The sequence below is a fragment of the Patulibacter brassicae genome, assembly GCF_033949425.1.
In the GTDB taxonomy this organism is placed as follows: Bacteria; Actinomycetota; Thermoleophilia; order Solirubrobacterales; family Solirubrobacteraceae; genus Patulibacter; species Patulibacter brassicae.
This window is the reverse complement of the sequence record NZ_JAXAVX010000009.1, coordinates 126,140-140,114: the sequence shown is the minus strand read 5'-3', so window position 1 is coordinate 140,114 and position 13,975 is coordinate 126,140. Positions and strand designations below refer to the sequence as shown.

Genomic DNA, 13,975 nt, shown 5'->3' with positions numbered 1-13,975 from the left:
CCTTGTCGGTGTGCTGCCGCAGCGGGAACGCGACGTTGTCGAAGATGTTCATCGACCCGAACAACGCGCCGTCCTGAAACAGCACCCCGAACTTCTTGCGCATCTCCAACAACGGCTCCAGCGGCATCGACGGCACCGAATCGCCGTGCACCAGCACATCACCCTCATCGGGATAGAGCAGGCCGACCATGTGCTTGATGCACACGCTCTTCCCCGTACCGGACGGGCCGAGGATCATCGAGATCATGCCCTCCGGCAGGCCCATGTTCAGACCACGAAGGATCCGGTTGCGCCCGAACGCCTTGTGCGTCTCCACGAACTCCACCGCATCCGGCTGACCCGTCGGATGCCGCACCCCCGTATGCCACGCGTACTCGTCGTCCGGGTCCACGGGGACCTCCTCGCGGACCACGGAGACGCCACCGGCCGGCGGCGCGCCCGTCGGCGCGTTCGTGGCGGCGGCCACGACGGGCTGCTCCTCGCGCTCGGCGGCCACCTCGACGCGCTCCTCCTCGGCCTCGTCGAAGCCCCAGGACACGGGATCCTTCGCCGGCTCGTCGGGCAGGTCGAGCTCGGTCTCCGACGTGTCCTGCGACACGGCCGGAGCGGCCTCGGCCGGCGCGGCGGCCGCCGGCTGCTCGACGGTCTCGTCCTGCGCGGCGGCCGAGGGCTGCTCGACGGTGTCGCCGGCGACGGCCTCGGGCCGGTCCTCCGGCTCCTCCTGGCGGCGACGGCGGGGGATGAACGGCATGGGCCTAGCCTCCGATTGGGGCTCGTGGGTTGGCGCCCCAGAAGAGCTGCGTACCGAGCATGCCCACCAGGTGCACCAGGATGAGGTTGACGACCATCGACTTCGCGGTCGCGGTCCCGACTCCGACGGGACCGCCACCCGCGTTATATCCGTAGTAGCAGCCGACGAGCACGATCAAGGTCGCCATGGTCATCGCCTTGGCGAGGCTGTACAGCAGGTCCGGCGGGTTCTGGAACATCCAGAAGATGAGCAGGTAGCCGCCCGAGGACACGTCGCCGATCTGCTCGACGACGGTGAGGTAGCTGGCGAAGAACCCGGCGCCGATCGACGCCACGTACATGAACGGCAGCACGAGCCAGGCGGCGAGCAGCCGCGTGGCGCAGAGGAAGAGGACGGAGTCGAAGCCCATGACCTCGAGGGCGTCGATCTCGTCCGAGATCCGCATCGACCCGAGCTCGGCGACGATGCCGGTCCCGACCTTCGCGGCCATCATGTAGCCGAAGGCGTAGGGCACGAGCTCGCGCAGGTCGCACCATGCGGCGAAGACGCCGGCGTAGGCGGGCGAGCCGATCGAGCGCGTGAAGTACGCGCCCTCGAGCCCGCACTGCAGGCCGATCACGAAGACGAGGCCCCAGATGACGGCCGTGGACCCGGTGATGAGGACGCCGGACTGCCGCAGGCCCTCGCCGAGGAACCGCAGCACGCGCAGCGAGACGACCTGCCCCACGACGCGGGCGGAGAACTTGCCCATCTCGCCGGTGACGGCGAGCAGCTCCTTGGGCTGGTTGAGCCAGGTGCTCATCGGCGGGCCTCGTGGGCGCGGCGCGCGGTCGACGACGTGCTCACTTGATCACCAGCATCTCGGGGTTGGTGGCCAGGAGCGTCTGGGTGAAGACGTAGTTGAAGGCGAAGACGCCGAGCATCGCGATGACGACCGCCTGGTTGACCGCGCGTCCGACGCCCTCGGCGCCGCCCTTCGCGGTCATCCCCTTGTAGCAGCAGATGACGGCGATGATCGCGCCGAACAAGGTGCATTTGACGAACGACCCCCAGAGGTCCGTCACCGACGCGTTCGAGAAGAACGTCGCCCAGAACGGCCCGAGCGGGGCGCCGTTGACGAGCGTCGCGACGATGCCGCCGAAGATGCCGAAGAGCAGGGCGTAGACGTCGAAGAGGCCCGTGACGATCATGAGCGCCAGGAAGCGCGGCACGACGAGGCTCTTCACCGGATCGACGCCGAGGACCTGGAGCGCGTCGAGCTCCTCGCGGATCTTCCGGGCGCCGAGGTCCGCGGTGATCGCGGTGCCCGCCACGCCGGCCATGACGATCGCCGTCACGAACGGCGCGAACTCGCGGATCGACGCGAGCACGAAGAAGCCGCCGAGGCGATCGAGCGCGCCGAACAGCACGAGGAAGTTCGCGGCCTGCAGGCCCGGTGCGCCGAAGCCGAAGGCGACGGTCGAGACGAGCAGCGGGAACCAGCAGAGCCGGAGCGCGAACAGGAACTGATGGACGAACTCGTCGCCGTAGGAATACGGTGGGCGGACGGCCGAGACCAGCACCTTGCCGGTCAGGATCATCACGTCGCCGATCTCCTCCAAGGCGCTCTTGGCGGGATCGAAGACGCGATTGGCGACGGTGCTGACCATGGACTCCTCGGGGCCTCCCAGTGCCCGGCCGCGGTCAGCCGGGCAGGTGCGCAGCCTACGCCATGCGGCGGGTGTGTGCCAGCGGCCACACTCCCGCTGCGGCGCGGGCGACGCGCAAACCCTACCGACGGTCGCGGAACCCTCGGACCCCGAGCGCCCGCCCGACCCCGGCCTCACCCGGGTGAGCCCCCGGGATGCCCCGGCGCGCCCCCGCTCGACCGCGCGTCGCGCGCCCCCGCGCACGCACGCGCGAGGACCGTTCCCCGCCACCCGGCGTTGACCGGACGACGGGTCCAGCGGGCTGGACGCCCTGTGTTAGCCTGCCGCGCGTGATGGAGGGGATCCGGGGCACCACGCGATATCGAGCGTCGACGCTGGCCCTGGCCGCCGGCCTGGCCCTGGGCGTCTCCGCCTGCGGCGGCGACGACCCGGAGATCGAGGACGCCGCGAAGGGCGAGCCGTTCCGCGTCGCCGTCAGCGCCTCCTTCCCGGAGCGCCAGCGCCTCGCCGACCAGCGGACGCTCGAGATCACGGTCCGCAACCAGGACAGCCGGCCCCTGCCGGACGTCGCCGTCGTGCTGAACGGCCTCGAGCGGCGCGTCGCCGGCGAGGACAACGGCGCCGGCCGGATCGCCGATCCGCGGCGCCCGATCTGGATCGTCGATCAGCCGCCGGCCGGCGGCCAGACCGCCTACGTCGACACGTGGGCGCTCGGGTCGCTGCCCGCCGGGGCCGAGCGGACGTTCCGCTGGAAGCTCACGCCGACGGTCGCCGGACGCCACACGGTGCGCTGGCGCGTCGCCGCCGCCGTCGAGCAGAACGGCGCGGTCCGGGCGAGCGGGGGACGCGCGTCGGGCACCTTCGACGTGCGGATCGACGGCAAGCCGGAGGAGACGACGATCGACCCGGACACCGGGAAGGTCGTCCCCGCCACCTGAGCCGCGCGCGCCGCGCGGCGCGCCACCGAGTCTCCGACGGCCGCCCACGAGGCGGCCGTCCGCGTTCCGGGGGCCGTGGCCGCCCCGAGGGCATGACCGGACCGGAGCGAGGCGAGGCGAGGCCGGAACGACGAAGCGCCGCCGGCTCGAGAGCCGACGGCGCGCGTCACGGAGTCCGGTCGGCCGCCCCGGAGGGCGACCGTGGGGCGTCAGCCCCGGTCGGCCGCCCTCAGGACGGCAGGTCCTCCGGGGAGTGCGTCTGGAGCGTCTCGGACCCCGACTCGCCGGTCCGGATCCGGTACGACTCCTCGATCGGCGCGACGAACACCTTGCCGTCGCCGACCGCACCGGTGCGGGCGTGCTTGAGGATCGTGTCGACGACCGTCTGCACGTCCGTGTCGTCGACGACCGTCTCGAGCTTCACCTTCGGCCGCAGGTAGTTCGTGATCTCGGCGCCGCGGTAGCGCTCCGTCACGCCCTTCTGCCGGCCCGAGCCCTTGACCTCGGAGATCGAGAGGCTCGGGAACCCGAGGCTCAGGAGCTCCCCACGGATGGGCTCGAAGGCCTCGTGGCGGATGAACGCGATGACCATCTTCATGACTCAGGCTCCCGTCTTGATCGGCGCCGGGGAGTAGCCGACGAGCTCGGCCTCCGGGATGAACTGCTCCGGGTAGCCGTACATGCCGTGCTCCGAGATGTCCAGTCCGGCGATCTCCTCCTCCTCGGAGACGCGCAGGCCGACCGTCTTCTTGATGAGCCAGAAGACCGCGAAGGAGGTGGCGAAGACCCAGAGGAAGGTCACGATCACCACGACCGCCTGGACGGCGAGCTGGTCGACGCCGCCGCCGGTGAACAGGCCACCGCTCGGGTCGCCGCCCAGGGCGTTGTACGCCTGGAGCTTCGGATCGAGGAAGAGGCCGACCGCGAGGGTGCCCCAGATGCCCGCCAGGCCGTGGGCCGACGTGGCGCCGACGGGATCGTCGATGCCGATGCGGTCGATGAAGAGGACGCCGAAGACGACGATCAGGCCGCCGATGAAGCCGATGATCGGGGCCGCCCACATCGCGACGTAGCCGGCGGGGGCGGTGATCGCCACGAGACCGGCGATCGCGCCGTTGCCGAGCATGCCGACGTCGAAGGTCTTCGTCTTGAGCCACATCGCGAGGCCGGCGCCGATGACGCCCGCCGCGGCCGAGAGGTTCGTCACGGCGATGACGTGGCCGAAGACGCCGCCGTCGGTGTTCAGCGTCGAGACGCCGTTGAAGCCGAACCAGCCGAGCCACAGGACGAGGACGCCGATGCCGAAGATCGGCATGGAGTGCCCCGGGATCGCCCGCGGCTTGCCGTCGGGACCGTACTTGCCCCGGCGCGGCCCGAGCACGAGGGTCGCGGCGAGGGCGGCGGTCGCACCGCAGAGGTGGACGACGCCGGAGCCGGCGAAGTCCAGCGCGCCGGCCGCGTCGCCGATCGTCAGGCCGTTGTCGCCGCCGAAGATGCCGACGCCCGACCACGTCGCGTGGGCGACCGGCGGGTAGATGATCGCGATGAAGACGAACGCGAAGATCGGGTAGGCGATGAACTTGATCCGCTCGAGCGTCGAGCCCCAGACGATCGCGAGCGAGACGGCCGCGAACGTGAACTGGAAGAAGAAGAACGGCCAGCCGCTCGCGTCGGGGACGCCCTCGCCGTCGAAGGTCAGCGAGTAGAAGAAGTCGCCCGAGCCGAGGATCTTGCCGCCGTCCGCGCCGAACGCGAAGGAGTAGCCGACGGCCCACCACACGACGGCGGCCACCGCGATGTTCACGATGATCTTCGCGACGCCGGAGCCGACGTTCTTGCCGCGGGAGAACCCGAGCTCGAGGCCGAGGAAGCCGACCTGCATGAAGAACACGAGCGCGGCGCCGAGGATGAGCCAGACGTAGTTCAGCTCGTTGACGAGGCCGAGGAGGTCCGTCGGGACCTTCCCCGCGTCGGCGCCGGTGTAGCCATTGTCGGGCGGGTAGAGCGCCCACGACGCGGCTGGCATCGCGATGAGCGACGTGATGATCGTGGTCAGCGCCGCGAAGCCGAGGCGCTTGCGCGACGGCATCTTCCAGCCGGCGGGCGGTCGGACGCGCGATGCGCGCTCCTGGGGCGGGGCGCCCGGCGCGTCGGTCGCGCCGTGCCCCCGAAGGGTCCGTGACATCCGTGATTCCTCCTTGATCGGACGAGACGGAAGGTTCGTGAGCAGGAGCGGCGGCGCGCCTGTCCGGTTGGCGAAAGACCGGATGTGCAGATGCTCCACATGGTGGGGCCCCCTCCGTTCCGGCGACCGCGGGCCCGGGACGTTTGGACATCGGGATAAGGTCCGGGTCGTCCGGGCCGACCTACGCTCGCCGCCGGTTCGCTTCCCGCGGGCGCGTCTTCCTGCGTCTCGACGACGGACCGGCCACTGAACCCGAGGAGCATCAGCACCCCATGACCCAGTCTCGCCAGAGGAACGTCTCCGCCGCGCGGTGGACCGCTGACGACGTCGCGTTCGGCGCCGACGACCTGACGCGTCCGCAGAACGTGGTGTTCGGCACGAACGTGTTCAGTCCGGCCGTCCAGCGCCAGCGCCTGCCGAAGGACGTCTACAAGCGCCTGCAGCGCACGCTCGAGCGCGGCGAGGCGCTCGACGTGAGCCTCGCCGACGCCGTCGCCTCCGCGATGAAGGACTGGGCCCTGGAGAAGGGCGCCACCCACTACACCCACTGGTTCCAGCCGCTGACCGGCCGGACGGCGGAGAAGCACGACAGCTTCTTCCGGCCGACCGGCGACGGCAACGCGCTGGCCGAGTTCTCGGGCAAGGAGCTCATCCAGGGCGAGCCCGACGCCTCCTCGTTCCCCAGCGGCGGCATCCGGGCGACGAACGAGGCCCGCGGCTACACCGCCTGGGATCCGACGTCGCCGGCGTTCATCCTCGAGAACCCGAACGGCGCGCTGCTCTGCATCCCGACGGCGTTCACGTCGTGGACGGGCGAGGCGCTGGACTCGAAGATCCCGCTCCTGCGCTCGATGGACGCGCTGAGCAAGTCCGCGATCGCGGCCCTCCGCGTCCTGGGCGACGACGCCCCGCAGCGGGTCTTCACCTCGATCGGCCCGGAGCAGGAGTACTTCCTCGTCGACGAGCAGTACTACTACGAGCGCCCGGACCTGCGGACCACTGGCCGGACGCTCTTCGGCGCGAAGCCGCCGAAGGGCCACGAGCTGGACGACCACTACTTCGGCGCGATCCCCGAGCGGGTCCTCGCCTACATGCTCGACGTCGAGCGCGAGCTCGCGAAGCTCGGCGTGCCGATCGTGACGCGCCACAACGAGGTCGCGCCGGGCCAGTACGAGATCGCCCCGCTGTACGAGGGCTCGAACATGGCCGCCGACCACCAGCACCTCGTGATGCAGGTGCTGGAGTCCACGGCGCCGCACTACGGGCTCGTCTGCCTCCTGCACGAGAAGCCGTTCGCGAACGTCAACGGCTCGGGCAAGCACAACAACTGGTCGATGACGACCGACCTCGGCGGGAACCTCATCGATCCGGGCGACACGCCGTACTCGAACCTCATCTTCCTGTTCTTCACGACGGCGGTCGTGCGGGCGGTCGACAAGTACGCGGGCCTGCTGCGCGCGACGGTCGCCAACATCGGCCAGGACCACCGGCTCGGCGCGAACGAGGCGCCGCCGGCGATCATCTCGATCTTCCTGGGCAGCGAGCTCGAGGGCGTCTTCGACGCGATCGTCCAGGGCGACGGCGACCCGTCGGCCCCCGGCTCGTTCCTCGGCCTCGGCACGCCGGTCCTGCCGCCGCTGCCGCGCCACGGCGGCGACCGCAACCGGACCTCGCCGTTCGCGTTCACCGGCAACAAGTTCGAGTTCCGCGCCCTGGGCTCCTCGCAGTCCCTGGGCCTGACGAACACCGTCCTGAACACGATCGCCGCCGAGTCGATCGACTACCTCGCCGGTCTCCTGAGCGAGAAGCTCGAGTCCGGCACGGAGCTCGCCGCGGCGGTGACCGAGCTCGTGCGCGAGGAGTACGCGAAGCACAGCCGCGTCGTGTTCGGCGGCGACGGCTACTCCGAGGAGTGGCAGGAGGAGGCGGCAAAGCGCGGCCTGCTGAACCTCCGCACGACGCCGGACGCCCTCCCGCAGATCGTGACGCCCGAGGCGATCGCGCTGTTCGAGAAGTACAACGTGCTCAACGAGCGCGAGACCGAGGCCCGCTACGAGATCCTCCTCGAGCAGTACGGCGTGAAGGTCAACATCGAGGCCGAGACGGCCGCGACGATGGCCCGGACGCTGATCTTCCCCGCCGCCACGCAGCACCTCACCGAGCTGCAGGTCGCCGGCCTCGACGGCCCCGCCGCCGAGACGAAGGCCCTCACCGAGGAGCTCTACGCGAAGATCCTGAAGCTCGAGGAGCTCAACGCGAAGGAGGGCGAGTTCACCGACCCCGAGTTCGTGACGTACCTCCGCGACGAGGTCCTCGTGGCGATGGACGAGCTCCGCGTCGTCGCCGACAAGCTCGAGAAGATCGTCAGCGACAAGATCTGGCCGCTCCCGCAGTACCAGGAGATGCTCTTCATCAAGTAGCGCTCGCCGCCGCCCTCCGAGGGCATCGGCAGGACCCGGAACCCCCGTCTGCGACGGGGGTTCCGCCGTCTCGGCCAGGGCGGCTCACCGATCGCGTCCCGGACGTGCGGCTCGCGCCTCAGAGGTCGACGACCTCGAGGTCCGGGATGCGGGCGGCGAGGGCCTCGGTGACGACCCGCCGGTGGCAGACGGCGGGGTCGTGCTCGAGGCAGAGCAGCGCGGTGCGCGGGCCCGGCGGGTCGGCCTGGAGCTCGTCGGCGAGGGCGTCGATCGCCTCGCCGGCGGTCTCCTCGAGGTGCTGGGCCATCCGCGCGCGACCCTGGGCGATCCGGCCCTGCTGGAAGTCGATCCGGATGTCCGGCGGCGTGCCGAGCGAGCGACGGTGCTCGTACGCGATCCGGCGGTCCGCCAGAGCCTCCCCCAGGCGGGTCTTCGACAGGCCGGCGCGGCGGGACTGCGGACGGAAGCGCACGTCGATCAGCCGCTCGATGCCGGCGTCCTCGAGCTCCTGCACGAGCTCGGGCGCCAGGAGCTTCTCGTAGCCGATGGTCCAGATCGTCGGCATCGACCGATCGTGACAGGCGCGGCACCCCTCGGTCGTTCGGCCAGTGCGGACGTCGGCCGGAGCCCTCGCGGTAGAACCCGGGACGCATGCGCCTGCGTCCCGTCCTCCTGCTCACCCTCCTGCTGGTGTCCGGGGCCACGCAGCAGGCCGCGGCCGCGCCGGTCCCCGACGACGCCGCCGAGCGCCGGGCCCTCGGACGGGAGCTCCGCGAGCGCGACCTGCCCGCGCGCGCCTCCGGGCGGCTCGTCGCCGCCGCCGAGTGGGGTGCGTTCGCGGTCCGTCGCACGGGCCCGGGCACGAGCCGGATCGGCGGCCGCGGCGTGCTCCCCGCCGGCGAGACGTGGCCCGTGCGCCGCGGCCGTCCCCTCGACTTCGTCGCGATCGTCGACCTGGCCGAGGTCCCCCGGTTCCCGCAGCGGGAGCTCCTGCCCGCCGACGGGACGCTCCTCTTCTTCGCCGCGCTCGAATCCCTCTGGGAGCCGACCGATTCGGGCAACCACGCGGGGAGCGCGCTCCGCGTCTGGTACGTCCCACCCGGCACGACGCTGCGACAGGCGACCCGGCCGCGGGCGACGCGCCGTGCCCCGAGCGACTCCGCCCCCGCCTCGGTGCCGCGCTTCCCGCTCGCCTGGCGTCCGCGCTTGACCCTGACGGACTCCTGGACGGCGCGGTACGACCGCCGCTACCGGCTCACGCGATCGCAGAGCCGCCGCTACGAGCGGGTCACGACGCGCTGGGCCGATCGCTGGGACGTCCCCCGGTACGGCCGGGACGACGGCCGCTCTGCCAACGCCATCCTCGGCATCCCGCAGACGGCCCAGGACGACCCTCGGGGCGTCGGCCAGGTCGCGGTGCTCACGGTCGTCCCGTGGACGTTCGGCGGCGAGTTCCTCGACGGTGGGGACGTCGCGTTCGTCATCGGGCGCGACGATCTCGCCGCGCGACGCTGGGACCGGGTCGACGCGGTGCCGTCCAGCAGCTGACCGTCCCGCCGCGCGCCGTCCCGGGCGGTCACGCCCGCGCCGCGAGCCAGGCGTCGAAGTCCCGGCCGGCGATCACGGCGTCGGGCCCCGGCAGCAGGACGCCGTGGCGGATGGCGTCGTTCGTCGGGCCGGGCTCGACGACGACCGTGCCCGCGGCGAGTCGCCGGCTCATCTCCGGCAGGCGCTCGCGACGCGGCCCGCCGAGCTCGACGAGCTCCGGCGTCTCCTCCGTCGCCAGGCGCAGCACCTGCCGGGCGACCTCCTCCAGGTCCACGGGCTGGACCGGCATGTCGGGCACGACGGCCCGCTCGCCGTCGCCCATCCAGTCGAGCATCTGCTGCGCGATCTCGTGGAACTGCGTCGCGCGCAGGATCCGCAGCCCCGGCGCGTGCTGCCGGTGGGCGACCTCGTGCTGGAGCTTCGCCGCGTAGTACGGGTTGTCCTCGGTCGCGAGGTCGACGCCGACGATCGAGACGAGCACCGTCCGGCGCACCCCGGCGTCCCGGGCCGCGGTCCCGAGCGTCCGCGCCACGTCGCGGAAGAACGCGGTGGCCTCCGCCTCGTCGAGCGTCGGCGGGTTCGCCGCGTCGACGACGACCTCGACCCCGGACAGGTCGAGCCCCTCGCCCGTCGTCAGGTCGACGCCCCGGCTGCGGGCGAGCTCGCGCACCTCGTGCCCCGCCTCGCGGAGGGTGGCGGTGATCCGGCGGCCGGCGTTGCCGGTGGCTCCTGCGACGGCGATCTGCATGAGGGACTCCTGAACTCGGATGATTGTTGTCCGAGTTCTACCACAACTCGGACAACGTCTATCCTCGTTGGGGCGATGAAGCTCTCCGGAGGCGTCGAATGGGGGCTGCACTGCTGCCTCTCGCTGAGCCAGGCCCGCGCGCCCGTGCCCGCCGCCCGGCTCGCCGAGCTGCACGGCGTGTCGCCGACGTACCTCGCCAAGCACCTCCAGGCGCTGGCCCGCGCCGGCCTCGTGCGCTCGACGCAGGGGAAGGACGGCGGCTACGCGCTGACGCGCGACGCGGCGGAGATCTCGCTGCTCGACGTCGTCCGCGCGATCGACGGCGAGGCCCCGGCGTTCCGCTGTACGGAGATCCGCCAGCGCGGGCCGCTCGCGGCGCCGCCGTCGGCCTGCGTCCGGCCGTGCGCGATCGCCCGCGCGATGCTCGCCGCCGAGGACGCCTGGCGCACGGCGCTCGCCGACGTCTCGATCGCGGATCTCGCCCAGGACGTGCAGGGCGACACGGCCGGCGCCGCGATGCCGCGCCTGCGCGCGTGGCTCGGCGGCGCGACGGCCTGAGCCGAGGAGGCGCTCAGGCGGTCGGCGTCCAGCCCTCGGGGTAGGCGCCGGCCGGGATCGCGACGGGCGCCGGCCGGAAGAACCGCTCGACGATCGACCAGCCCGGGCTGGCCTCCACGAGCGGCCGGACGTCCCCGACGACCGCGATGACCCGCAGCGTCGCCCCGACGTGGAGGTCGGCGGCGTTCGGCGCCTCGCCCCCGAGCACGCCCTCGTCGACGAGCTCGCCGATCTGCGCGAGCACGGCCGGCAGCCCGGCGAGGTCCTCCGCCAGCCGGGCGGCGCTCAGCCCGTGGTACTTCCACGCGGCCCGCACGAAGCGCATCGCGTAGTCGGTCCCGGCGGGGTCGAGCGGTCCCCCGCCGGCCAGGGCGGCGAGCCGCTCGGGGCGGAAGTGCAGCGCGCCCCACGGCAGCCGCCGGCCGAGGTCCTGCAGGTGCCCGTCGGCCCAGTCCTCGGCCTCGCGCACGCGGTCGGCGATCGGGTCCGGGTAGAGCGGCGCGACGTCGGGGCGCAGCTCCTCGAGCCGGCGCAGGATCGCCACCGTGCCGTGGACCGGGCGATCGTCGACGAGCAGGCCGGGGACCGTGCGGCGTCCCTCGCCGTAGACCTCCTCCACCGCGGCGTTGTGCCCGGCCATGTCGAGGTCGACGACCTCGGCCTCCAGCCCCTTGAGCCGCAGCGCGGCCCGGACCGTGGCGCACGGATGCGACGGCGGGAGTTGGTGCAGGACGAGCTTCGGCTGGTCGGTGGCGGTCGGCATGGCGCGAGCCTCGCACACCGCCCCGCCCCGCGCGGGCGTCGCCGGACGGCGCGCCCGCGCGGACCGCGCCGGTCAGGCCAGGTCGAACCGGTCGAGGTCCATGACCTTCGCCCACGCGGCGACGAAGTCGCGCACGAGGCGCTCCTGGCCCCCGGCGTCGGCGTAGACCTCGCTGATGGCGCGCAGCTGGGCGTGGGCACCGAACACGAGGTCGACCGAGGTCGCCGTGCCGACGACCTCGTCCGTCGCGCGCGAGCGCCCCTCGTAGCGGTGCTCGCCGACCGGCGACCAGCGCACGCCCGGATCGAGCAGGCGGACGAAGAAGTCGTTGGTCAGCGTCTCCGGTCGGTCGGTGAACGCCCCCTCCGGCGCGCCGCCGTGGTTGGCCCCGAGCACCCGCAGCCCGCCGAGCAGGACGGTCATCTCGGGCGCGCTGAGGCGCAGCATGTACGCGCGGTCGACGAGCAGCGTCTCCGGCGACAGCGGCTGGCCCTCGCGGATCCAGTTGCGGAAGCCGTCGGCGCGCGGCTCGAGCACCGCGAACGACGCGACGTCGGTCTGCTCCTGCGTCGCGTCCGTGCGTCCGGGCGAGAACGGCACCTCGACCTCGACGCCGGCCCGCCGCGCGGCCTCCTCGACCGCCGCCGCGCCGCCGAGGACGACGAGGTCGGCGAGCGACACCCGCGTGCCCCCGGACTGCGCCGCCTCGAAATCGCGCTGCACGCCCTCGAGCGCCTCGAGCACCCGCGCGAGGCGCTGCGGCTCGTTCACCTCCCAGTCCCGCTGGGGCGCGAGCCGGATCCGCGCGCCGTTGGCGCCGCCGCGCATGTCGGTCCCGCGGAAGCTCGACGCGGCCGCCCACGCCGTCGTCACGAGGTCCGCGACGCTCGGTCCCGCGTCGAGGATCGCCCGCTTCAGCGCCGCGACGTCGTCGGCGTCGACGAGCTCGTGGTCGACCGCCGGCACGGGGTCCTGCCAGAGCTGCGGCTCGGGCACCCACGGCCCGAGGTAGCGCGAGAGCGGCCCCATGTCGCGGTGCAGGAGCTTGAACCAGGCCTTCGCGAACGCCTGCTCGAACTCCTCGGGATGCTCGAGGAAGCGGCGCGAGATCCGCTCGTACTCCGGATCGTGGCGCAGCGCCAGGTCGGTCGTGAGCATCGTCGGGCGACGACGACGCTCGGGGTCGAACGGATCGGGCACCGTCGCCTCGGCGTCCTTGGCCACCCACTGGTGCGCGCCCGCGGGGCTCTGCTCGAGCTCCCACTCGTAGCCGAAGAGGTGCTCGAAGAAGTCGTTGGACCACCGGGTCGGGGTCGTCGTCCAGGTGACCTCGAGGCCGCTGGTGATCGTGTCGGGACCCGCGCCGGTGCCGTGGTCGCTGCGCCAGCCGAGCCCCTGCTGCTCCAGCGGCGCCGCCTCGGGCTCCGGCCCGACGTGCTGCGCGGCGTCGGCGGCGCCGTGCGTCTTGCCGAACGTGTGCCCGCCCGCGATGAGGGCGACCGTCTCCTCGTCGTCCATCGCCATCCGCGCGAACGTCTCGCGGATGAACGGGGCCGCGGCGGCCGGGTCGGGGACGCCGCGCGGACCCTCCGGATTGACGTAGATGAGGCCCATCTCCGTCGCGCCGACGTCCGCGGTCATCTCCGAGTCGCTCACGTAGCGCTCGTCCCCGAGCCACGCGTCCTCCGGGCCCCAGAAGATCTCCTCCGGCTCCCAGACGTCCTCGCGCCCGAAGCCGAAGCCGAAGGTCCGGAACCCCATCGACTCCAGCGCGACGTTGCCGGCGAGGACGAGGAGGTCCGCCCAGGAGATCGCCTGGCCGTGCTTCTGCTTGATCGGCCACAGCAGGCGGCGGGCCTTGTCGAGGTTCGCGTTGTCGGGCCAGCTGTTCAGCGGGGCGAAGCGCTGGGCGCCCTCGCCCCCGCCCCCGCGGCCGTCGGTCGTCCGGTAGGTCCCGGCCGCGTGCCAGCTCATGCGGATGAACAGGCCGCCGTAGTGGCCGAAGTCCGCCGGCCACCAGTCCTGCGAGTCCGTCATGAGCGCCAGGAGGTCGCGGCGGAGCTCCTCGACGTCGAGCCCGGCGAACGCCGCGCGGTAGTCGAACCCCGCGCCGAGGGGGCTCGCGCGCGGGTGGTGGACGTGCAGGACCGACAGGTCCAGGGCGTCGGGCCACCAGTCGCGGTTCGTGCGGGGGCGACTCGTCACCGGGGTCGGCGACGGCATGCCCGGGTTCTCGCTCTCGCTGCCGCGCTGCGTGACGCCGTCGTGCGCCACCGGGCAGCCGGCGCGCTCGGGCGGTCGGCCCTGCGGATCGGTCGGGGTGTCCGGGCGGTCGGTCATGTCGCTCCTCCGTGGGGGTCCACCAGGGTGGGTGCTACCCAGGTTCGAGGTCCGGCCACCGGTCGCGCGAACCTT

The 13,975-nt window shown here is 72.7% G+C and carries 13 protein-coding genes; 4 read left to right on the top strand and 9 right to left on the bottom strand.

The window, feature by feature from the left end:
* From SK069_RS15460 to SK069_RS15450, 3 genes are all read right to left on the bottom strand, one after another.
* A partial coding sequence (locus tag SK069_RS15460) for an ATP-binding cassette domain-containing protein (RefSeq protein ID WP_319955144.1) occupies nucleotides 1-751 on the bottom strand: 751 nt, incomplete at its 3' end.
* Nucleotides 752-755: 4 nt separating this feature from the next.
* The gene (locus tag SK069_RS15455) at nucleotides 756-1,553 is read right to left on the bottom strand and encodes an ABC transporter permease (RefSeq protein ID WP_319955143.1); all 798 of its coding nucleotides are present in this window, start codon (nucleotides 1,551-1,553) and stop codon (nucleotides 756-758) included.
* 40 nt (nucleotides 1,554-1,593) lie between these two features.
* Entirely contained in the window at nucleotides 1,594-2,334 is a 741-nt protein-coding gene (locus SK069_RS15450) for an MlaE family ABC transporter permease (RefSeq protein ID WP_319955146.1), read from the bottom strand.
* Between the two features lie 395 nt (nucleotides 2,335-2,729).
* Between SK069_RS15450 and SK069_RS15445 the strand changes: the two genes are divergently transcribed.
* Nucleotides 2,730-3,338, top strand: coding sequence for a hypothetical protein (locus SK069_RS15445; protein ID WP_319955142.1), 609 nt, complete (start codon nucleotides 2,730-2,732; stop codon nucleotides 3,336-3,338).
* Between the two features lie 229 nt (nucleotides 3,339-3,567).
* Here SK069_RS15445 and SK069_RS15440 read toward each other — a convergent pair whose 3' ends face one another.
* Both SK069_RS15440 and SK069_RS15435 read right to left on the bottom strand, forming a co-directional pair.
* A complete protein-coding gene (locus SK069_RS15440) occupies nucleotides 3,568-3,936 on the bottom strand; it encodes a P-II family nitrogen regulator (RefSeq protein ID WP_319955141.1) in 369 nt (122 codons plus the stop codon).
* Between the two features lie 3 nt (nucleotides 3,937-3,939).
* A complete protein-coding gene (locus SK069_RS15435) occupies nucleotides 3,940-5,523 on the bottom strand; it encodes an ammonium transporter (RefSeq protein WP_319955140.1) in 1,584 nt (527 codons plus the stop codon).
* Nucleotides 5,524-5,795: 272 nt separating this feature from the next.
* On the opposite strand from SK069_RS15435, the gene SK069_RS15430 reads away from it, so the two are divergent.
* A complete protein-coding gene (locus tag SK069_RS15430; RefSeq protein WP_319955139.1) occupies nucleotides 5,796-7,943 on the top strand; it encodes a glutamine synthetase III family protein in 2,148 nt (715 codons plus the stop codon).
* A 118-nt stretch (nucleotides 7,944-8,061) separates the two neighbouring features.
* Here SK069_RS15430 and SK069_RS15425 read toward each other — a convergent pair whose 3' ends face one another.
* Nucleotides 8,062-8,508: a DUF488 domain-containing protein gene (locus tag SK069_RS15425; protein ID WP_319955138.1), complete on the bottom strand. Its 447-nt coding sequence runs from the start codon at nucleotides 8,506-8,508 to the stop codon at nucleotides 8,062-8,064.
* Between the two features lie 86 nt (nucleotides 8,509-8,594).
* Between SK069_RS15425 and SK069_RS15420 the strand changes: the two genes are divergently transcribed.
* Nucleotides 8,595-9,491, top strand: a complete 897-nt coding sequence (locus SK069_RS15420; protein ID WP_319955137.1) for a DUF1963 domain-containing protein — start codon at nucleotides 8,595-8,597, stop codon at nucleotides 9,489-9,491.
* Between the two features lie 28 nt (nucleotides 9,492-9,519).
* On the opposite strand, the gene SK069_RS15415 is transcribed toward SK069_RS15420, so the two are convergent.
* Complete coding sequence (locus SK069_RS15415) at nucleotides 9,520-10,239, bottom strand: SDR family oxidoreductase (protein WP_319955136.1); 720 nt, start codon at nucleotides 10,237-10,239, stop codon at nucleotides 9,520-9,522.
* Between the two features lie 75 nt (nucleotides 10,240-10,314).
* On the opposite strand from SK069_RS15415, the gene SK069_RS15410 reads away from it, so the two are divergent.
* The gene (locus SK069_RS15410; RefSeq protein WP_319955135.1) at nucleotides 10,315-10,797 is read left to right on the top strand and encodes an RrF2 family transcriptional regulator; all 483 of its coding nucleotides are present in this window, start codon (nucleotides 10,315-10,317) and stop codon (nucleotides 10,795-10,797) included.
* A 13-nt stretch (nucleotides 10,798-10,810) separates the two neighbouring features.
* Here SK069_RS15410 and SK069_RS15405 read toward each other — a convergent pair whose 3' ends face one another.
* Both SK069_RS15405 and katG read right to left on the bottom strand, forming a co-directional pair.
* Nucleotides 10,811-11,560 carry a glutathione S-transferase family protein gene (locus SK069_RS15405; RefSeq protein ID WP_319955134.1) on the bottom strand — a complete coding sequence of 250 codons (750 nt, stop codon included), beginning with the start codon at nucleotides 11,558-11,560 and terminating at the stop codon, nucleotides 10,811-10,813.
* Between the two features lie 72 nt (nucleotides 11,561-11,632).
* Complete coding sequence (gene katG, locus SK069_RS15400; RefSeq protein ID WP_319955133.1) at nucleotides 11,633-13,900, bottom strand: catalase/peroxidase HPI; 2,268 nt, start codon at nucleotides 13,898-13,900, stop codon at nucleotides 11,633-11,635.
* Nucleotides 13,901-13,975: the final 75 nt, after the last annotated feature.